The sequence below is a fragment of the Mangrovimonas futianensis genome (genome assembly GCF_021245805.1).
Lineage (GTDB): Bacteria > Bacteroidota > Bacteroidia > Flavobacteriales > Flavobacteriaceae > Mangrovimonas > Mangrovimonas futianensis.
In genome coordinates this window covers 27450-46169 of record NZ_JAJJNF010000010.1, presented here as the reverse complement: position 1 = coordinate 46169, position 18720 = coordinate 27450, and the positions used below count along the sequence as shown (strand labels likewise).

Genomic DNA, 18720 nt, shown 5'->3' with positions numbered 1-18720 from the left:
AATTATTAATTTGAGGTCACTTGTCAAAACACTAAACGCTTGAAGGCCATAATAAAGTCTATTGAGATAGGTTCTTCACAATTTTATTTAAAAACAATTGTTATTTATAGTAAGGTATATTAACTTTGTCTTAATAGTATTGCGTTAGCCAATGAGCAAGATTGAAGAGATTGTCAGCACTTTAGAAACCAGAATTAATAAGGTTTTAAATAGAATGGAAGTGCTAAAGGAGAACAATCAAAAATTGGAACATCAGCTTCAATCATCTCGCTTAGAGCTTCAAGAAAAGGAGAATGAAATTACTTCTTGGAAAGAAAAATACGAAGCTTTAAAGGTAGCTAATACAATGCTTGGTAGTGACAATAATAAAAGAGAGACCAAGCTCAAAATAAATTCATTGATTCGGGAAATTGACCATTGTATAGCACAGTTGTCCGAATAATGTCAAAAAACGGATTTCATGGCGGATGATAAGCTAAAAATCAAGCTTTCGATAGCAAACAGAGTATATCCGTTGACTATTCATCCAAGTCAGGAAGAAGGTCTACGTAAGGCATCAAAAAAAATTGAGGCCATGATTAGACAATTTGAGCAAAGTTATTCCGTTAGAGATAAACAAGATGTTTTGGCCATGTGTGCCTTACAGTTTGCCTCACAGGCGGAGCAGAAAACTATAGATAAAAATGTGATAAGTGAGCAAGTGGAGGATAAGTTAATAGCTTTAAATCAACTGCTTGAAGATCACAGCTCTTAACGTTCTTAAAAATAAAAAGGTTACTGCCTACATTAGTTATTTTTTTTGGTAAACTCAACATTAATTCTTTAAAAAGGGTGAGTTTAAGTTGTAAAAGCGTGCTGTCTTTGAACAGATACTTGATCAGCTTGTTAGCCCTAAACTTGTTTTTAAGGAGTTTATAAAAACGTCAAACTAGTGTAGGCTTTTTTTATATATATTATTAACTAAACTAAACATGGATAATAACGCAATTATATTAATTGTAGGAGGCGTAGTTTTAGGTGTGGTTATTGGTTTTATCATTGCTAAAATGATAGAAAAGAAAGCTGCATCAAAACTCATTAACGAAGCCAAAAAATCGGCTGAATCAATTGTAAAAGAGGCTCAATCAGAAGGAGAGTCAATAAAAAAAGATAAAATACTTCAAGCAAAGGAGAAGTTTATTGAATTAAAGTCTGAGCATGAAAAAGTAATCATGTCTCGAGACAAGAAGATGGCTGATGCCGAAAAGCGCACAAGAGATAAAGAATCTCAGGTATCTAGTGAGCTTTCCAAAAACAAAAAATTAAATGATTCTTTGGAGCAAAAGGTGAAAGATTACAATCACAAGTTGGAAATTTTAGACCGAAAGCAAGATGAATTAGATAAATTACATAAAAGCCAAGTACAACAGCTTGAAGTAATTTCTAGCTTATCAGCTGAAGAAGCCAAAGAACAATTGGTGGAATCTCTTAAAGGTGAGGCTAAAAATGAGGCATTGAGTTATGTTCAAAATGCCATGGAAGAGGCCAAGATGACAGCCCAACAGGAAGCCAAGAAAATCATCATCAATACCATACAGCGTATCGGAACTGAAGAAGCAGTGGACAACTGTGTTTCTGTTTTCAATATTGAATCTGATGACGTAAAAGGACGAATCATTGGTCGTGAGGGTAGAAACATTCGCGCTATTGAGGCGGCTACAGGGGTAGAGATTATTGTGGATGATACACCGGAGGCAATTATCTTATCTTGTTTTGACTCCGTTAGACGTGAAGTAGCTCGTTTATCCTTGCATAAATTGGTGACCGACGGACGTATTCACCCAGCTAGAATTGAGGAGATCGTTAAGAAAACACGTAAGCAAATAGATCAAGAAATAATTGAGGTTGGTAAGCGTACCGTTATCGATTTAGGAATTCATAACCTGCATCCAGAATTGGTGAAAATGGTAGGTAGAATGAAATACCGTTCTTCATATGGCCAAAACTTATTACAGCACTCTAGAGAAGTAGCAAAATTGTGTGGCGTTATGGCTGCTGAATTGGGATTAAATCCTAAGTTGGCCAAACGTGCTGGATTACTTCACGATATAGGAAAAGTTCCAGATACGGAAGCGGACATGGAAACCCCTCACGCTATCTTAGGAATGCAATGGGCAGAAAAATTTGGTGAAAAGGATGATGTTTGTAATGCGATTGGTGCACACCATGATGAAATAGAAATGAAATCATTATTAGCTCCAATTATCCAGGTGTGTGATGCCATTTCGGGAGCAAGACCAGGTGCACGTCGTCAAGTACTTGATAGCTATATCCAAAGGTTGAAAGACTTAGAAGATATCGCTTTCGGATTCCAAGGTGTGAAAAAAGCATATGCTATTCAAGCAGGTCGTGAACTTCGCGTGATTGTAGAAAGTGATAAAGTAAACGATCAAAATGCAGCGGATCTGTCATTTAATATCTCACAAAAAATTCAAACCGATATGACCTATCCAGGTCAGGTTAAGGTGACCGTAATTCGGGAAACAAGAGCGGTGAATATCGCTAAATAGATTAAAGGAAATCCGATGGAAACATCGGATTTTTTATTTTCTGGGATGAAAGTTATTGACCACGTCTTTTAAATGGCTTTTCTCAACGTGCATATAAATTTCAGTTGTTGTGATGCTTTCATGACCCAAAAGTTGCTGAATGGATCTTAAATCGGCACCATTTTCAAGCAAATGAGTAGCAAACGAATGTCGAAAGGTATGAGGTGAAATGGTTTTATTTAATCCTATTTTCTCCGATAGCTGTTTGATAATGGTAAAAATCATGGCTCGGGTTAATTGTTTTCCTCGTCTATTTAGAAATAAGGTGTCCTCATGACCTTTTTGAATGTTCAAATGATTCCTGATTCCTGATTGATAAATATGGATGTATTTTTGGGTAGAAGGCACTATAGGTACAAACCGCTGTTTATCGCCTTTCCCAGTGACCTTAATAAAGCCTTCTTCAAAATAGAGATCTGATAGTTTTAAATGGGTTAATTCACTTACACGCAAGCCACAACTATATAGTGTTTCCAATATGGCGCGATTGCGTTCCCCTTCTGGTTTGCTTAAATCAATGGCTTGAATCAATAAATCAATATCGTTTTCAGATAGAGTGTCAGGTAGTTTTCTACCTATTCTAGGAGAATCTATGAGATCCAACGGATTGTCTTTGCGGTAATCCTCAAACACCAAATACCCAAAAAAACTTCTTAGACCTGAGATGATTCTCGCTTGGGAGCGCGCATGAAGCTCTTTGGCAATGGTATAAATAAACTCTTGAATTATATCCTTCTCAATGGAAAGAGGAGAAATAGAAAGGGACCTATTTTCTAAAAATAAAATAAGTTTTTCAACGTCCAGACAATAATTGTCGATGGAATTTTCAGAAAGTCCGCGTTCTATCTTTAAATAAAGGCGGTAATCTTTTAAGGCTGCTTCCCATTTCATGCCACTAAAATAAACCTTCCATTTTGAATGACCAATAGATCAAAACTGCCGTTTTGTAAGTAATTCCTACAGCCTCAGAGTCTCAATGGGTTAGGGTTAATTGTTAATAAACCTGTTGAAAACGGTGGTATAATATGTTGATAACCATAAAAAAATGATTATTTTCACATTATGAACCTTAATTATAACAACATGAAAAAGCTATTGTTTATTGTGATTTTATCCTTGGCTGGGTGGACTTCAACTCAGGCACAGGTGTTTAAATTGGGTGGTAACATTGGACTTCCAATGGGTGATGCTTCAGATATTTCAGATTTAACTGCTGGAGCGGATTTATATGTTTATTTCTTTGATGTTGATTCCTTTTTCAATTTAGGAGTTAACGTTGGATATAGAAATTTCTTCGGAAAAGATATTGATATCTTAGGAGCATCCTATACGGTGGATAATGTACAATATTTACCGGTAACAGCGGCAGGTAGAGTGACTTTGTTTAGTACCTTTTATGCTGGGGCTGATTTAGGTTATGCTTTTGGTCTTTCTGACAACACGGATGGAGGTTTTTTTGCCAAACCAGTTGTTGGAATTGATATAGCTAATGCCATTGAGATATTTCTAGCTTATGACCTTTACACCGGAAAATACAAACTTTCAGATATTGAAGGTTTCGATGATTATAAATTTGGCAGTTTAAATGCTGGTATTTTATTCGAATTTTAATCATATTAATTAATACTCCCTATCTACAATCCAGGTCTTTTGGGTCTGGATTTTTTCATGAATTTTATTAACTATTTATATTATATACTATTAACAATTATTTTATTATGAGAAAATTATTTTTCGCGGCATGTGTTGCAACATTAGGATGTACATCTATCAATGCGCAGGAGTTTAGCTTCGGCCCTAAAGCAGGTGTGAACTTCGCTACTTTAACAGGAGATATTGAAGATAATGACATGCAAGTTGGATTTCATGTAGGTGGAGCAGCAGAATTTAAATTTAACGAGAAAATGGCTGTTCAGGCAGAACTTTTGTACTCAAGACAAGGAACTAAAGATAGTTACTCTGAATCTGAAACTGTCAATGGAATTTCCTATAGATATGAGGAAGAAGGAAATATTCGTTTGGATTACATCAATATTCCTTTAAGTTTTAAATACTATATTGTAAACGGTTTTTATGCAAGTGCAGGACCTCAATTAAGTATCTTGGCTTCAGCAAAAAGTGAATATAGTTATTCAGAATCTATCAGTGGAGGTGGGTTTGATAACTCTGAATCTGGATCAGAGGAGTATGATGTAAAGGACGAAGTATTACCAATTGATTTAGGAGGGCATATAGGAGTAGGTTATAGAATGACTAATGGTTTAGATTTTAGTGCTAGATACAATGCTGGTTTTGTAAACGTTAATGATGAAGGTGATGGTACTGTTAAGAATAGTGTTATTCAAGTATCTGTTGGTTTTATGTTCTAATGAATAAATAATCATATTGAGAAAACCGAGGCAGTTGCTTCGGTTTTTTTTTTTGGTTTTAAGTTTAGGGTATACAAATAGCTCGTTTTGAGTAATTTGTCCTTAATCGAGTATTGAATCAATTTTAAATTGACAGAAAATAGTTACATATTGTAATATTAAATTCGTTGTAATGCAAAAAAAATCGATAAAATATTGTTTTTGTCGAAAATCTCTCTATATTTGCTGACACTTAAAAACCTATTTATTCATGAAAAAAGTTGCCCCAATCTTAGCTTTTTTATGTTATTTCTCCCTCATGGCACAACCAGAATATAGGGATATAACACTAGCACCCACAGCAGGATTCAATATGAGTTCCTACAGTGGAGGCGATTACAAAACAAGAAATTCCATCCATTTTGGCGTTATAGCTGAATATTACTTTAGTGACAACTGGAGCGGACGTACTGGTTTAACCTTTGAACCTATGGGAGCCAAGACCAAAGACGGTTATACCGACAAGTTAAGTTTCATTACCATACCTCTTAATGCCAATGTCCATTTAGGATGGGAAAGACAATGGTATATCAATTTTGGTCCTTCTATTGGCTTTTTGGCTAATGCCGAATGCAGAGGACCCAACGATGAATTAATTAATATTAACGACGACATAGCACCAGTAGATTTTGGATTTGGTGTTGGAGTAGGTCGTATGTTCTCTTTAGGCCAGTTTATGCAATGGTTTGTAGACATACAAGGCTACAAAGGTTTTGTGAATATGGACAAGAATGATGTTCTTGAAGACAGCATTACGAATTTTAGAGTATCTGCCAATTTTGGACTTATAGTGACTTTATAGTCTAAGTAATATATCTCAATTTTGAAGCTAGAGTGAAAACTCTAGCTTTTTTTATACATTTATATTATGAAAAGAATAATGATCATCAATGGGCCCAACTTAAATCTTTTAGGGAAAAGAGAGCCCAAAATATATGGTAGCCTTAGTTTTACCGACTTTCTTGAAGAATTAAGGGAAAAGTATGCCAACTTGCAAATTGATCATTTTCAGTCCAATATTGAAGGCGAACTTATTAGTCAAATTCAGGAAGCAGGTTTTGATGGTGTTTACGATGGCATTGTTTTAAATGCCGCAGCTTTTACCCATACCTCAGTAGGTATTGGGGATGCTGTAGCCGCAATAGAAACACCTGTAGTTGAAGTACATATTTCCAATACTTTTGACCGAGAAGAATTTAGACACGTTTCTTTTATCTCTCCCAATGCTAAAGGTGTCATTGTTGGTTTTGGATTACAAAGTTATGAATTGGCTATTCAGAGCTTTTTTTAGCTAAAATTTGGTTCTTAATTTCTGTAATCCATAAGACAAAACCTTTTCTAGGGATGCAAAATCCCTGACATCACATGAATAATTCATTTGGTCTAGATACCTCAAGTTATTTTTTGTGTCAAATACAAAAATATTGACTGACGTGTTGTTGGATTGATTTTTTGAAAAAAATATAATTTCTATAAAGAGATTTTGGAATTGGCTCTCAACCATAAGATCTGATGAAACCTTCCGTTTGTTGTAGAATTTCAATGGGCTGGTGGCAAACATAACTTGATTATAGGTTTTACTTAACAAATTATGATTTTCGATTTTTGGTAAATCTGGCCACTGCTGTTTTATTAGGTCTGTAGTCAAATGAGCAATTTTGAATCTCAGTGAATCTTTTTGAATGGAATCGGTGGGATTATAGATAAGAGTATATGCCGTAGAGAAAGCCAGATCATCTAAGCTTAATAAATTATTAAAGTCGTTTTTATCTGGATCATTCAGCTTAACATCATCTTCACAATAGGTGGCAGGTGGTAATTTAGGTTTATTGACCGATTTTTTGTTTTGGATGTGTGAGGATTTGCAACAAATAAATAGTAAAGAAATTGCGAAAACAAAAAAGGTAGGTCTCATGTATTGTGTTGGTTTAAAACTAAAAAAGCCCCTAAATATGGGGCTTTTTAAAATTATTTTATAATTACATGCAAATTATTATTTCATTTACAAGTGAATCACTTCGTCATAAGCAGCTGCAACAGCTTCCATAACCGCTTCACTCATGGTTGGGTGAGGGTGAACAGCTTTTAATACTTCGTGTCCAGTGGTTTCCAGTTTTCTACCTAAAACGGCTTCTGCAATCATATCTGTAACACCAGCACCAATCATGTGACATCCTAACCATTCGCCATATTTGGCATCGAAAATGACCTTTACAAATCCATCACTGTTTCCACCAGCTTTTGCTTTTCCAGAAGCAGAGAAAGGAAATTTACCAACCTTGATTTCATATCCTTTTTCTTTAGCAGCTTTCTCAGTTAAACCTACTGATGCAATTTCAGGGGCACAATAGGTACAACCAGGAATGTTACCGTAGTCTAATGCCTCAACGTGCATCCCTTTAATTTTTTCAACACAAAGAATTCCTTCAGCAGAGGCAACGTGTGCTAATGCCTGTCCTGGAGTCACATCTCCAATGGCATAATATCCAGGAATATTGGTTTGATAGAAATCGTTAACTAGAATCTTGTCGCGGTCAACAACAATCCCAACATCTTCTAATCCTATGTTTTCAATGTTTGTTTTGATTCCAACTGCAGAAAGTACCACGTCAGCTTCTAAAACTTCTTCTCCTTTTTTGGTTTTAACGGTAGCTTTCACACCGTCTCCAGAAGTATCCACTTTAGTAACTTCGGCAGAAGTCATGATTTTGATACCATTTTTCTTGAAGCTTCTTTCCAATTGTTTAGACACTTCCTCATCTTCCACAGGAACTACGTTCGGCATAAACTCAACGATGGTAACCTCAGTCCCCATAGAATTGTAGAAATAAGCAAATTCCACTCCAATGGCTCCAGAACCTACCACAATCATTTTCTTAGGCTGTGTTTTTAAACTCATAGCCTCACGGTAACCTATTACTTTTTCTCCATCTTGTGGTAAGCTAGGAAGTTCACGAGAACGTGCACCAGTAGCAATTATAATATGATCAGCACTATATTCAGTACCATCAACGTCTATTTTTTTACCTGGTTTTAGCTTCCCAAATCCTTCAATAACGTCTATTTTGTTCTTCTTCATTAAGAATTGAACACCTTTGCTCATACCTTCAGCAACCCCTCGGCTACGCTTCACAACAGCATCAAAATCCTTATCATATTCTGATACGGAAAGACCATAGTCTCCAGCATGTTTTAAATATTCAAAAACTTGTGCTGACTTCAACAAGGCTTTGGTAGGAATACATCCCCAATTCAAACATACCCCTCCTAAGTTTTCTTTTTCTACAATGGCTGTTTTAAACCCTAATTGTGATGCTCTAATGGCAGTAACGTAACCTCCAGGACCACTACCTAGAACAATAATATCGTATTTACTCATGAGAAATTATTTTGTCATTTTTAGAAGCTACGAAGGTACGAAACCTAAAGCTAAAAAGGAATTTACCATTTAAAAAAATGATACCTTTGTTAGGAAAGCCATCATCTATGAATATACCTCGATTGAGTTATCCCCGGATCGTGATTATTGGCGGCGGATTTGCCGGTTTAAGTTTAGCTAAGAAGTTAGCGGGTAAGGAGGCCCAAGTTGTTATGCTGGATAAGCATAATTATCACACATTTCAACCCTTACTTTATCAAGTTTCTACCGGTGGATTAGAGCCAGATTCTATAGCTTATCCCCTTAGGAAAGTATTAAAAAATTACCCTAATATTCTTTTTCGACTGGCTCATGTGGAAGAAATAGATGTGCAAGCAAAAAAAATCTTTACCGACATAGGGAGCTTAAAGTATGATTATTTAGTTATTGCCTCAGGTTCAGAAACCAATTTCTTTGGTAACCAAGCTTTGGAAACTCATGCGATGGCTATGAAATCTATTCCGCAGTCTCTAAACTTACGAAGTTTAATGTTGGAGAATTTTGAAGATGCCTTGTTGACTTCCGATTTAAATGAACGTAATAAACTGATGAATTTTGTCATCGTTGGCGCAGGTCCAACAGGTGTGGAATTAGCTGGGGCTTTAGCAGAGATTAAGAAAGGGATTCTTCCAAAAGATTATCCCGATTTGGACACAAGAATGGCTCAGATTAATTTAATTCAATCGGGTGATCGGGTGCTTAAGGAAATGAGTGAAAAAGCTTCTGAAAAAGCTGAAGAATTTTTAGAGGATTTAGGGGTTGACGTCTGGAAAAATTTACGCGTGACGGGTTATGATGGCCAATTGGTTACTACTAATACAGATGTTTCTTTTGAGGCTGCTACACTGGTTTGGGCAGCAGGTGTGAAAGGGGCATCAATAAAAGGATTGGATAGTGAGGACTTTGTAAATAGAGGCAATAGAATTTTAGTAGATGCCTACAATCAGGTGAAAGGGGTTGAAAATATTTTTGCTATTGGAGATGTAGCTTGTATGGTGAGTGAAGAATTTCCGCAAGGTTTGCCTATGATGGCTCAACCGGCCATTCAGCAGGGAAAGCAATTGGGAGAGAATATCACACGATTGCTTGAAAGGAAACCTCTAAAACCATTTGTTTATAAGGATAAGGGGGCTATGGCAACTATAGGAAGAAACAAAGCCGTAGTGGATTTAAAACATTGGAAGTTTCAAGGGGTTTTTGCGTGGTTCGTTTGGATGTTGGTTCATTTATATGCTTTAATTGGGTTTAGAAATCGGGTAGTGGTCTTCGTAAACTGGGTATATAATTACATTCGATTTGATAGGGAGGCGCGATTAATTATCAGACCTTTTAAAAAAAGGAAGTATCGGGATTGAAAAATTTGTTGTAAAATTCTGACTTACAATGTTTTTTGGTTAACTTTATAGGGAGATACTAACTAAAATTTTATTCGATGAAAAAAATTATCCTTCCAATGGTGATGATCTTCACCATGGTTATGTATCCCCAAATGAAAAAAAATGGAACTATTTACGACCAGCATCCTGCTATAAGCGTGGTCGAAGAAATGCAACAAGCCTTTGTTGCAGGTGACAGTGCCAAAGTGGCTTCTTATCTAACTGGTGATTTTAAAATGTATGATGGTTTTAATTCAAACCCCGATTATGAGGGAAGAACTAGAGACCAATTTTTAAATTCGATCAAGGGTTGGCAGAAATACACGGATTACATGAGTTTAGAACGTTTCCCCGGTGCTTATCCAGATGCCTTAGAATATAAAAAGGATGAATCTGGGTTATGGGTACAAACGTGGGATATGTTAAAAGGCATGGATAAAGAAACGGGAGTTAAATTGAATATGCCTGTTCATCGCTTGTATAAAATGGATGATAACAACAAGATTCAGATGTTGATTACTTATGATGATAATGCTGTTTGGATGAAAAACAGGGAAGCTTTTAACCCGAGAACAAACGGAACGATTTACAACCAACATGAGAATATCAATACCGTTCGTAAAATGGTAGGCGCCTTGGAGAATGGTGATGTTGATAAAGGTTTTAGCTATTTTACTGATGATGCCCGATTTACCAGTTTAGACATGAAAGAGGGTGAATTTAGAACTACAAAAGATGAAAAAGAGCATTTTAATGAATTCTTAAAGGGTTATGATATTGAGGGAATGGATATGCGTGGATACCCCGATTACTTGGAATATGAGATAGGTAAATCCAAACTTGTTCAATCTTGGTGGGATTTTAGAATCAAACGCAAGTCTGATGGGAAAAAATATAAAATTCCTATTTTCTTTATCCACTATTTTAACGATGATGGAAAAATCACAAGAGAAACGGGTTATTACACTTTAAATTCAATGAAGGAGTAGTAATAAAAAATAGTAAAAAAAGCCTTCTAGAAAAGAAGGCTTTTTTATTCTTTGGTGCCATTATCAAAATCCAAACTTCCAGAATTAACACAATAGCGCAAACCGGTATCTGTTGGGCCATCATTAAACACATGCCCCAAATGTCCGCCACACTGTGAACAGAGTATTTCTGTTCTCACCATCCCATGAGTTCGGTCTTCTTTATAAACAATAGCATCTTTGATGGCTTTATCAAAACTTGGCCAGCCGCAATGAGACTCAAACTTACTATCACTTTCAAATAACTTTTGGGAACATCCAGCGCAATAATAGGTGCCATTTTCAAAATGAAGGTTATATTTTCCTGTATTAGGACGCTCGGTTCCTTTTTGCCTTAAAATATAGTATTGTTCATCAGTTAGCTCATTTTTCCATTCTGTATCTGTTTTTTGAACGGTATAGTTTGGTTTTTCGGTCATGGTTTTACGTTCTTGAGATTGACAATTGGTAAAAATAAAAATAGCTAATAAAAAAGGTAAATATTTCATGAGGTTTATGGTTTGCCTGTTTGGTCGTATATGTAGGAAATACCTAACGTAGATTTTAAGTTTAATTAATCGGAAATAACTTCTTATTAACCACATAATTTATTAAATTTATAATGTTCATTCAGTTTAAATTTTAAAATCTGTAAAAAAAGTGGATAAAACATACCAATTTGATAGTTCTAACCATTTTTAATTTATTCCTTAATTAATTCCAATTTGCTTAAAATGAAAGTATTACATGTAAGTGCCGAGTGTTACCCTATTGCTAAAATAGGAGGTCTTGCAGATGTGGTTGGGGCTTTACCTAAATATCAAAAAAACCAAGGAGTTGAAAGTTCGGTAATTATGCCCTTCTATGAGAATAAGTTTACTAATTCAAATCATTTTGAGAGCATCTATGATTCGGAATTATTGTTAGGAGGAATAAATCATTCATTTAGTGTTTTGAAATTACAAGACACAGATGTTTTGGATATAGATGTGTTCTTCATAGATGTTCCAGATTTACTCTACAAGGATTTTGTCTACTCCTATGATGATACAGATCGATTTTTAGCTTTTCAAATTGCCTTTTTAGATTGGTTGTTAACGTTGAATAAACAGCCTTCCATCATACATTGCCATGACCATCATACAGGGTTGGTCCCATTTATGCTTCAAGAATCTTTGAAATATAAAAACCTAAAAGATATTCCAGTTGTTTTGACAATCCACAATGCACAATATCAAGGTTGGTTTTCTCACGATAAAGTGAGTTATATTCCTCCTTTTGATTTTGAAAAGGTTGGTTTGTTGGATTGGGGCGGAGTAATTAATCCTTTGGCGGCAGGTATTAAATGTGCTTGGGCAGTTACCACTGTTTCTCCCAGTTATATGGAAGAATTACAACATGCTGCTAACGGATTGGAAAGTCTTTTAAGTGATGAAAAAGACAAATGTGTAGGTATTTTAAATGGTATAGACGATGAAGTCTGGAATCCCGAAACAGATGAATTTATAGTCAAAAATTATTCCGCAAGGAACGTGCATGTGGGCAGACAAGAAAATAAAGATTGGCTTTGTAAAGAATTTGGATTGGATAATGAAAAACCATTGTTTGCTTTCATAGGTCGATTAGTAGGTGAAAAAGGAGCAGATTTGTTACCTCAAGCTATTGAAATAGGTTTAGAATCTAACGATATTAATGTTTTGGTGTTAGGATCTGGTCACAAGGAAATAGAGGAACAATTAGATAATTTAAAAAATAAATATGCAGGGAGTTATAATGCCTTTATAGGATATGACGAAAAGTTATCCCATATCATTTATGCTGGTGCAGATTTCTTGTTGATGCCATCTCGGGTAGAGCCATGTGGATTAAATCAATTATATGCCCTTAGGTATGGAACGGTTCCAATTGTGAGAAGGGTTGGAGGTTTAAAAGATACTGTTATTGATATTGGTGATGGTGGTTTTGGTATTTGCCACAATGAAACATCGGTTCATGATATCGTCTTCTCCATAGAAAGAGCTACCCAGTTTTATAAGAAAACAACCGCTTTTAAAAAGGTTAAAAAAGTCATGATGGACATTGACCATTCATGGAATGCATCAGCCAAAAAATATTTGAAATTATATAAATCTTTAAATTAACAAGCTATTATGATCAATGAGAAAGTATTATCCGTCATTTTAGGCGGAGGTCAAGGAACAAGGTTATACCCGCTTACAGATAGTCGATCCAAACCAGCAGTGCCAATTGCAGGAAAATACCGTTTGGTAGACATTCCTATTTCCAATTGTATCAATTCTGATATTAAAAGGATGTATGTATTGACCCAGTTCAATTCGGCCTCTCTTAATAGACATATCAAAAACACCTATCATTTCAGTTTTTTTAGTTCGGCATTTGTCGATGTTTTGGCAGCGGAACAAACACCAGAGAATAAAACATGGTATCAAGGAACTGCTGATGCAGTACGTCAAGGTATGCATCACTTTGCAAAACATAAGTTTGATTACTTTTTGATTTTGTCAGGGGATCAATTGTATCATATGGATTACAATTTAATGATTGAACAACATATCAGCACTGGGGCCGATATTACTATTGGGACCGTTCCAGTGAATGCTAAAGATGCCCCCGGTTTTGGAATCTTGAAAACAGACGAGGAGAATAATATTACCTCTTTTACAGAAAAGCCAACCAGTGATTTATTACCGGATTGGACGTCGCCAACGGGTCCAGAAATGGAAGCTGAGGGAAGACATTATCTTGGAAGTATGGGGATTTATGTATTTAATAGACAATTGTTGGTCGATTTAATGAATGACCCATCAACCGTTGATTTTGGAAAGGAAATTATTCCGCAAGCTATTGGAAATAAGAAGGTTTGTAGCTATCAATTTGAAGGCTATTGGACTGACATCGGGAATATCGATTCCTTTTTTGAGGCCAATATCGGTTTAACGGATGATATTCCTAAGTTCAACTTATATGATATCGACCAAAGAATATATACCAGAGCACGTATTTTACCAACATCCAAAATTGCCGGGACTCATTTAGATAAGGCAGTTATAGGTGAAGGTTGTATCATACATGCCAAACAAATCACTTCTTCAGTCATTGGGATTAGATCTAGAATAGGAAAAGGTTCCGTGGTAACCAAAACTTACATGATGGGTACAGACTTTTATGAGTCTTTAGAAGAAATAGAAAGAAAGCATATTGAAATTTTAGCCGGTATAGGTGAAAATTGTAATATAAATAATACCATCGTTGAAAAGAATTGCAGGATAGGGGATAATGTGACCATTAATGGAGGTCCACATTTGGAAGATGGTGAATCAGATTTATATGTAATCAAGGATGGAATAGTGGTTCTTAAAAAAGGAGTAGTGATACCTTCTGGAACAGTAATTGGATAATATGGCAAAAGTAACTCCCTTTAGTTTATTTACAGAGTTTGATATCAATCTTTTTAAAGCTGGAAAACATTACAGACTTTATGAGAAAATGGGATCCCATATTACTGAGGTCAAAGGAATAGAAGGAACATATTTTGCAGTTTGGGCTCCTGGAGCAAAAAAGGTATCTGTTGTTGGCGATTTCAATTTTTGGAAGGATGGTGAGTATGAGTTAATGGTTCGTTGGGATGGTAGTGGTATTTGGGAAGGTTTTATCCCGGGAATAGGAAAAGGAAACCTTTACAAATACAAAATTCACAGTAATCATAACGGAATCATTACTGAGAAAGCCGATCCTTATGCCAGAAGATGTGAGCATCCACCAAGTACGGCATCTGTTATTTGGGAAGATTCTTATAAATGGAAAGATGCCAAGTGGATGAAAAGTCGAAAGAATCATAATTCTTTAGAATCCCCATTTTCAGTTTATGAGGTACATTTAGGATCTTGGAAAAAAAGGGTAGAAGAAGACCGTTCACTTTCCTATTTTGAGTTGGCTGACGAGTTGGTTGCTTATGTGAAAGATTTGAACTTTACACATGTTGAGTTGATGCCGGTTATGGAATATCCTTTTGATCCCAGTTGGGGATATCAAATTACGGGGTATTTTGCACCAACGTCCCGTTTTGGGTACCCAGAAGAATTTAAATTTTTAGTTGATAAACTACATCAAGAGGGTATTGGTATTATCCTAGATTGGGTGCCTTCTCATTTTCCAGAGGACGCACATGGTTTAGGAAATTTTGATGGAACCTGTGTTTATGAACACCCAGATAAAAGAAAAGGGTACCACCCTGATTGGAAAAGTTTGATCTTTAATTATAGTAGAAATGAAGTCAGATCCTTTTTGATTAGTAATGCCATATTTTGGTTGGATCAATATCACGTTGATGGCCTAAGGGTTGATGCTGTTGCTTCTATGCTTTATCTTGATTATAGTAGAGAAGATGGTGAATGGGAACCGAATCAATTTGGTGGCAATGAAAATTTGGATGCTATTTCATTTCTTGAAGATCTAAATAAAGAAGTATATGCATCTTTTCCAGATGTTCAAACGATAGCCGAAGAATCTACGGCTTATTCAGGAGTTTCAAAACCAGTTTTTTTAGGAGGATTGGGATTTGGAATGAAATGGATGATGGGCTGGATGCACGATACTTTGGAATATTTTGCAAAAGCACCGGTTCATAGAAAATATCATCAGGATGATATTACTTTTTCCATGACTTATGCCTTTACAGAGAATTTCATGTTGCCTTTATCTCATGATGAAGTTGTGCATGGAAAGCGCTCTATAATAGGTAGAATGCCAGGTGATGAATGGCAACGGTTTGCCAATTTAAGACTACTATATAGTTATATGTTTGCCCATCCAGGAACCAAGTTGATGTTTCAAGGAGATGAATTTGGTCAATATGATGAATGGGATTTTCAATCGAGTTTGGATTGGCATTTATTGGATTATAAAGTCCATAAAGGTGTTCAATTATTGATAAAAGACTTGAATATTTTTTACAAGCAAGAACCAGCACTTTATAAAACGCAATTTATTCAAGATGGTTTTGAATGGATTGATTACAATGATCATGAAAATTCTGTTTTATCTTTTATAAGAAAAGGGGAGAACAAAAAGGAAGATGTCATTGTGGTGTGTAATTTAACCCCTGTACCAAGGGAAAAGTATCGAATAGGTCTTTCAAAAACTGGAAAAATCAAAGAAGTTTTTAATAGTGATTTGGAAAAATATAGCGGAACAGGAAACTATAAAAATCCGACAAAGTCGGTTTCAGCCAAATCATGGCATTTTCGGAAATATTCTGTTGTGATTGATTTACCGCCCTTGTCCATGGTAGCTTTTAAATATGAAAAATGATAATTAACTTGTTTCAAACGTTATAGTTAATAAAAACTGCATATGTTTCTACATAAGCAGTTTTTTTTATGACAGCAATTGTTTTCTTTTACAATATTTTTATTTAATCAATGTCAGGTTATGATTATTAATACAGAGTTAGAGCAAAAAGGAAATACGTTTCCCTCTAAAATAGTTTCTTATACTAAAGATGTTGATACCTTGGTATTTACTACTGAAAATGATGTCGCACTTCAAATTCAAATACTAAGGGACAGTGTTTTAAGATTTAGATATTCAACTACTGGAATCTTTTCTCCAGATTTTTCATATGCCATCACCAAATATGCCAGTACTGGTTACAACCAATTGGAAATTGAAGAGGCAGAAAACAGTTATATTATTACCACCTCAAAACTTATTTGTAAAGTGTCCAAGGCCAATCTTAAGGTCGAACTTTATGATAGCAAGGACCAAACTTTAATCAATCAAGATGAATTAGGTTTCCACTGGGAAGAAAGTTATGAGTTTGGTGGTGATATTGTAAAAATGAGTAAAGTTTCCCAAGAAGGAGAGAGTTATTATGGATTGGGTGATAAACCCAACCACCTTAATCTGAAAGGAAGACGCTATGAGAATTGGGTTACAGATTCTTATGCCTTCGGAAAAGAAACCGATCCCATTTATAAAGCAATTCCGTTTTACACGGGGTTAATCAATAAAAAGGCATACGGCGTATTTTTTGACAATACGTTCCGTTCCTATTTTGATTTTGCTCAGGAAAGACGTAATGTGACCAGCTTTTGGGCACAGGGCGGTGAAATGAATTATTACTTTTTCTACGGACCTAAAATGACGGACGTAGTTGAAGCCTATACAGATTTAACTGGAAAGCCACACCAATTACCACCTTTATGGGCTTTAGGTTTCCATCAATGTAAATGGAGCTATTACCCAGAAAGTAAGGTTAAGGAAATTACTTCAAAGTTTAGAGAACTTCAAATTCCTTGTGATGCCATTTACTTGGATATCGATTATATGGAAGGTTTCCGTTGCTTTACTTGGAACAAGGAGTATTTCCCTGATCCAAAACGAATGGTAAAAGAATTGGAAAAAGAAGGATTCAAGACGGTTGCCATCATCGATCCAGGAATAAAAGTAGATAAAGATTATTGGGTCTATCAGGAAGGATTGGAGAATGATTACTTCTGCAAGCGTGCCGATGGACCATACATGAAAGGGAAAGTTTGGCCAGGAGAGTGTTATTTTCCAGATTTCACAAATCCAGAAGTTAGAGAATGGTGGTCTGGTTTGTTCAAAGAACTCATTGAGGATATCGGAATTAAAGGGGTTTGGAATGATATGAATGAACCCGCTGTTATGGAAGTGCCTAATAAAACCTTTCCAGATGATGTAAGACATGATTATGAAGGTAACAGATGCAGTCATAGAAAAGCACATAATATTTACGGTATGCAAATGGCAAGGGCGACCTATCAAGGATTGAAGAAATTTTCTTATCCAAAGCGTCCATTTGTAATTACTAGAGCAGCTTATTCAGGAACACAACGATATACCTCAACTTGGACAGGTGACAATGTGGCTAATTGGGAACACTTATGGGTTGCCAATATCCAAGTGCAACGTATGGCCATGTCAGGATTTTCGTTCGCGGGTAGTGATATAGGGGGATTTGCTGAACAACCACACGGCGAACTCTTTGCTAGATGGATTCAATTGGGTGTTTTTCATCCATTTTTTAGAGTGCATTCTTCAGGACATCATGGAGATCAAGAGCCATGGACTTTTGATGAGGATGTGACCGAGATAGTAAAGAAATTTATTGAACTTCGTTACCAATTATTACCTTATTTCTATACCACTTTTTGGCATTATGTAGAAAAAGGAACACCAATGGTGAAGTCTTTAGTTATGTTTGATCAAGAAGATTCCCACACTCATTACAGAACAGATGAGTTTGTATTTGGTGAACATATTTTAGGCTGTCCTATTTTAGAACCTAATGCAAAAGGTAGAAGAATGTATTTACCCAGAGGTAAATGGTATAACTTCTGGACTGATACCGTGGTACGTGGAGGTAAGGAAATGTGGGTAGATGCAGATATTGATAGCATGCCTATTTTTATAAAAGAAGGAGCTATTATTCCAAAGTATCCAGTACAACAATATGTGGGAGAAAAAGTGATTGATGAAGTGGTCTTAGATGTGTATTATAAAAAAGGAAAAGAGGATAGTCAATTTTTTGATGATTCACATGATGGTTATGACTACACGAAAGGACGCTTTTGTCTTAGAACATTTAAATTAACGGGAAGAGATAACCAGTTGATTATTCAACAACACAAGGAAGGTTCCTTTGAAACGGAGTATAAGAAGTTCAAAATTCAAATTCACGGTTTGCCTTTTGAAATTACCAATATCGAATTGGATAATGAATCAAAACCATTGGAACATCTTAAAGTTAATGGTTGTCAAACCATAGTGGTGGATGAGAGTTTTACAGAGTTGGATCTTTCGGGTAAGGAATAACTTCAAAGTGTGACAATTTTGTTAATATCCATCCAAAAGGTAGGTTTTTTCGTAAATTTAGTA

General features: G+C 35.7%; 17 protein-coding genes and 1 other RNA gene. 14 read left to right on the top strand and 4 right to left on the bottom strand.

The window, feature by feature from the left end; translation table 11 throughout:
- Positions 1-151: 151 nt before the first annotated feature.
- The 4 genes from LOK78_RS15115 (at position 152) to rny (ending at position 2549) form a co-directional block, all read left to right on the top strand.
- Complete coding sequence (locus LOK78_RS15115; protein ID WP_053970044.1) at positions 152-442, top strand: coiled-coil domain-containing protein; 291 nt, start codon at positions 152-154, stop codon at positions 440-442.
- An 18-nt stretch (positions 443-460) separates the two neighbouring features.
- Positions 461-754 carry a cell division protein ZapA gene (locus tag LOK78_RS15110; protein ID WP_166961850.1) on the top strand — a complete coding sequence of 98 codons (294 nt, stop codon included), beginning with the start codon at positions 461-463 and terminating at the stop codon, positions 752-754.
- Between the two features lie 52 nt (positions 755-806).
- A non-coding RNA gene (gene ssrS, locus LOK78_RS15105) (6S RNA) lies at positions 807-914 on the top strand.
- Positions 915-971: 57 nt separating this feature from the next.
- Entirely contained in the window at positions 972-2549 is a 1578-nt protein-coding gene (rny, locus tag LOK78_RS15100) for a ribonuclease Y (RefSeq protein WP_166961847.1), read from the top strand.
- Between the two features lie 33 nt (positions 2550-2582).
- Here rny and xerD read toward each other — a convergent pair whose 3' ends face one another.
- Positions 2583-3479: a site-specific tyrosine recombinase XerD gene (xerD, locus tag LOK78_RS15095; RefSeq protein ID WP_232635475.1), complete on the bottom strand. Its 897-nt coding sequence runs from the start codon at positions 3477-3479 to the stop codon at positions 2583-2585.
- Positions 3480-3671: 192 nt separating this feature from the next.
- On the opposite strand from xerD, the gene LOK78_RS15090 reads away from it, so the two are divergent.
- From LOK78_RS15090 to aroQ, 4 genes are all read left to right on the top strand, one after another.
- On the top strand, positions 3672-4199 hold the full coding sequence (locus LOK78_RS15090; protein ID WP_232635474.1) for a porin family protein: 528 nt from the start codon (positions 3672-3674) through the stop codon (positions 4197-4199).
- A 107-nt stretch (positions 4200-4306) separates the two neighbouring features.
- Positions 4307-4957 carry a porin family protein gene (locus tag LOK78_RS15085; protein ID WP_232635473.1) on the top strand — a complete coding sequence of 217 codons (651 nt, stop codon included), beginning with the start codon at positions 4307-4309 and terminating at the stop codon, positions 4955-4957.
- Positions 4958-5207: 250 nt separating this feature from the next.
- Entirely contained in the window at positions 5208-5798 is a 591-nt protein-coding gene (locus LOK78_RS15080) for a porin family protein (protein WP_232635472.1), read from the top strand.
- A 66-nt stretch (positions 5799-5864) separates the two neighbouring features.
- Complete coding sequence (gene aroQ, locus LOK78_RS15075) at positions 5865-6287, top strand: type II 3-dehydroquinate dehydratase (protein ID WP_053970037.1); 423 nt, start codon at positions 5865-5867, stop codon at positions 6285-6287.
- Here the strand turns inward: aroQ and LOK78_RS15070 are convergent, their stop codons facing one another.
- Together LOK78_RS15070 and lpdA are read right to left on the bottom strand one after the other, a co-directional pair.
- A complete protein-coding gene (locus LOK78_RS15070; protein ID WP_232635471.1) occupies positions 6288-6911 on the bottom strand; it encodes a hypothetical protein in 624 nt (207 codons plus the stop codon).
- Between the two features lie 87 nt (positions 6912-6998).
- Entirely contained in the window at positions 6999-8375 is a 1377-nt protein-coding gene (gene lpdA, locus LOK78_RS15065; RefSeq protein WP_053970035.1) for a dihydrolipoyl dehydrogenase, read from the bottom strand.
- Between the two features lie 107 nt (positions 8376-8482).
- Here lpdA and LOK78_RS15060 point away from each other — a divergent pair, with 107 nt between their 5' ends.
- Positions 8483-9769 (top strand): NAD(P)/FAD-dependent oxidoreductase, encoded by a 1287-nt coding sequence (locus LOK78_RS15060; protein WP_232635524.1) that lies wholly within the window; start codon positions 8483-8485, stop codon positions 9767-9769.
- Between the two features lie 77 nt (positions 9770-9846).
- Positions 9847-10779 (top strand): nuclear transport factor 2 family protein, encoded by a 933-nt coding sequence (locus LOK78_RS15055; protein ID WP_232635470.1) that lies wholly within the window; start codon positions 9847-9849, stop codon positions 10777-10779.
- Positions 10780-10823: 44 nt separating this feature from the next.
- On the opposite strand, the gene msrB is transcribed toward LOK78_RS15055, so the two are convergent.
- Complete coding sequence (gene msrB, locus LOK78_RS15050; protein WP_232635523.1) at positions 10824-11237, bottom strand: peptide-methionine (R)-S-oxide reductase MsrB; 414 nt, start codon at positions 11235-11237, stop codon at positions 10824-10826.
- Positions 11238-11531: 294 nt separating this feature from the next.
- Here msrB and LOK78_RS15045 point away from each other — a divergent pair, with 294 nt between their 5' ends.
- From LOK78_RS15045 to LOK78_RS15030, 4 genes are all read left to right on the top strand, one after another.
- A complete protein-coding gene (locus tag LOK78_RS15045; protein ID WP_166961821.1) occupies positions 11532-12938 on the top strand; it encodes a glycogen synthase in 1407 nt (468 codons plus the stop codon).
- A 9-nt stretch (positions 12939-12947) separates the two neighbouring features.
- Positions 12948-14216, top strand: coding sequence for a glucose-1-phosphate adenylyltransferase (locus LOK78_RS15040; RefSeq protein ID WP_166961818.1), 1269 nt, complete (start codon positions 12948-12950; stop codon positions 14214-14216).
- Between the two features lies 1 nt (position 14217).
- Positions 14218-16128 carry a 1,4-alpha-glucan branching protein GlgB gene (gene glgB, locus LOK78_RS15035; RefSeq protein ID WP_232635469.1) on the top strand — a complete coding sequence of 637 codons (1911 nt, stop codon included), beginning with the start codon at positions 14218-14220 and terminating at the stop codon, positions 16126-16128.
- A 120-nt stretch (positions 16129-16248) separates the two neighbouring features.
- Entirely contained in the window at positions 16249-18657 is a 2409-nt protein-coding gene (locus LOK78_RS15030) for a glycoside hydrolase family 31 protein (protein WP_232635468.1), read from the top strand.
- Positions 18658-18720 lie beyond the last annotated feature (63 nt).

Bases quoted from the DNA above. Each gene is read 5' to 3' on its own strand.
- LOK78_RS15115 (WP_053970044.1), top strand. From the start codon at position 152: ATGAGCAAGATTGAAGAGATTGTCAGCACTTTAGAAACCAGAATTAAT.
- LOK78_RS15110 (WP_166961850.1), top strand. From the start codon at position 461: ATGGCGGATGATAAGCTAAAAATCAAGCTTTCGATAGCAAACAGAGTA.
- rny (WP_166961847.1), top strand. From the start codon at position 972: ATGGATAATAACGCAATTATATTAATTGTAGGAGGCGTAGTTTTAGGT.
- xerD (WP_232635475.1), bottom strand. From the start codon at position 3,479: ATGAAATGGGAAGCAGCCTTAAAAGATTACCGCCTTTATTTAAAGATA.
- LOK78_RS15090 (WP_232635474.1), top strand. From the start codon at position 3,672: ATGAAAAAGCTATTGTTTATTGTGATTTTATCCTTGGCTGGGTGGACT.
- LOK78_RS15085 (WP_232635473.1), top strand. From the start codon at position 4,307: ATGAGAAAATTATTTTTCGCGGCATGTGTTGCAACATTAGGATGTACA.
- LOK78_RS15080 (WP_232635472.1), top strand. From the start codon at position 5,208: ATGAAAAAAGTTGCCCCAATCTTAGCTTTTTTATGTTATTTCTCCCTC.
- aroQ (WP_053970037.1), top strand. From the start codon at position 5,865: ATGAAAAGAATAATGATCATCAATGGGCCCAACTTAAATCTTTTAGGG.
- LOK78_RS15070 (WP_232635471.1), bottom strand. From the start codon at position 6,911: ATGAGACCTACCTTTTTTGTTTTCGCAATTTCTTTACTATTTATTTGT.
- lpdA (WP_053970035.1), bottom strand. From the start codon at position 8,375: ATGAGTAAATACGATATTATTGTTCTAGGTAGTGGTCCTGGAGGTTAC.
- LOK78_RS15060 (WP_232635524.1), top strand. From the start codon at position 8,483: ATGAATATACCTCGATTGAGTTATCCCCGGATCGTGATTATTGGCGGC.
- LOK78_RS15055 (WP_232635470.1), top strand. From the start codon at position 9,847: ATGAAAAAAATTATCCTTCCAATGGTGATGATCTTCACCATGGTTATG.
- msrB (WP_232635523.1), bottom strand. From the start codon at position 11,237: ATGACCGAAAAACCAAACTATACCGTTCAAAAAACAGATACAGAATGG.
- LOK78_RS15045 (WP_166961821.1), top strand. From the start codon at position 11,532: ATGAAAGTATTACATGTAAGTGCCGAGTGTTACCCTATTGCTAAAATA.
- LOK78_RS15040 (WP_166961818.1), top strand. From the start codon at position 12,948: ATGATCAATGAGAAAGTATTATCCGTCATTTTAGGCGGAGGTCAAGGA.
- glgB (WP_232635469.1), top strand. From the start codon at position 14,218: ATGGCAAAAGTAACTCCCTTTAGTTTATTTACAGAGTTTGATATCAAT.
- LOK78_RS15030 (WP_232635468.1), top strand. From the start codon at position 16,249: ATGATTATTAATACAGAGTTAGAGCAAAAAGGAAATACGTTTCCCTCT.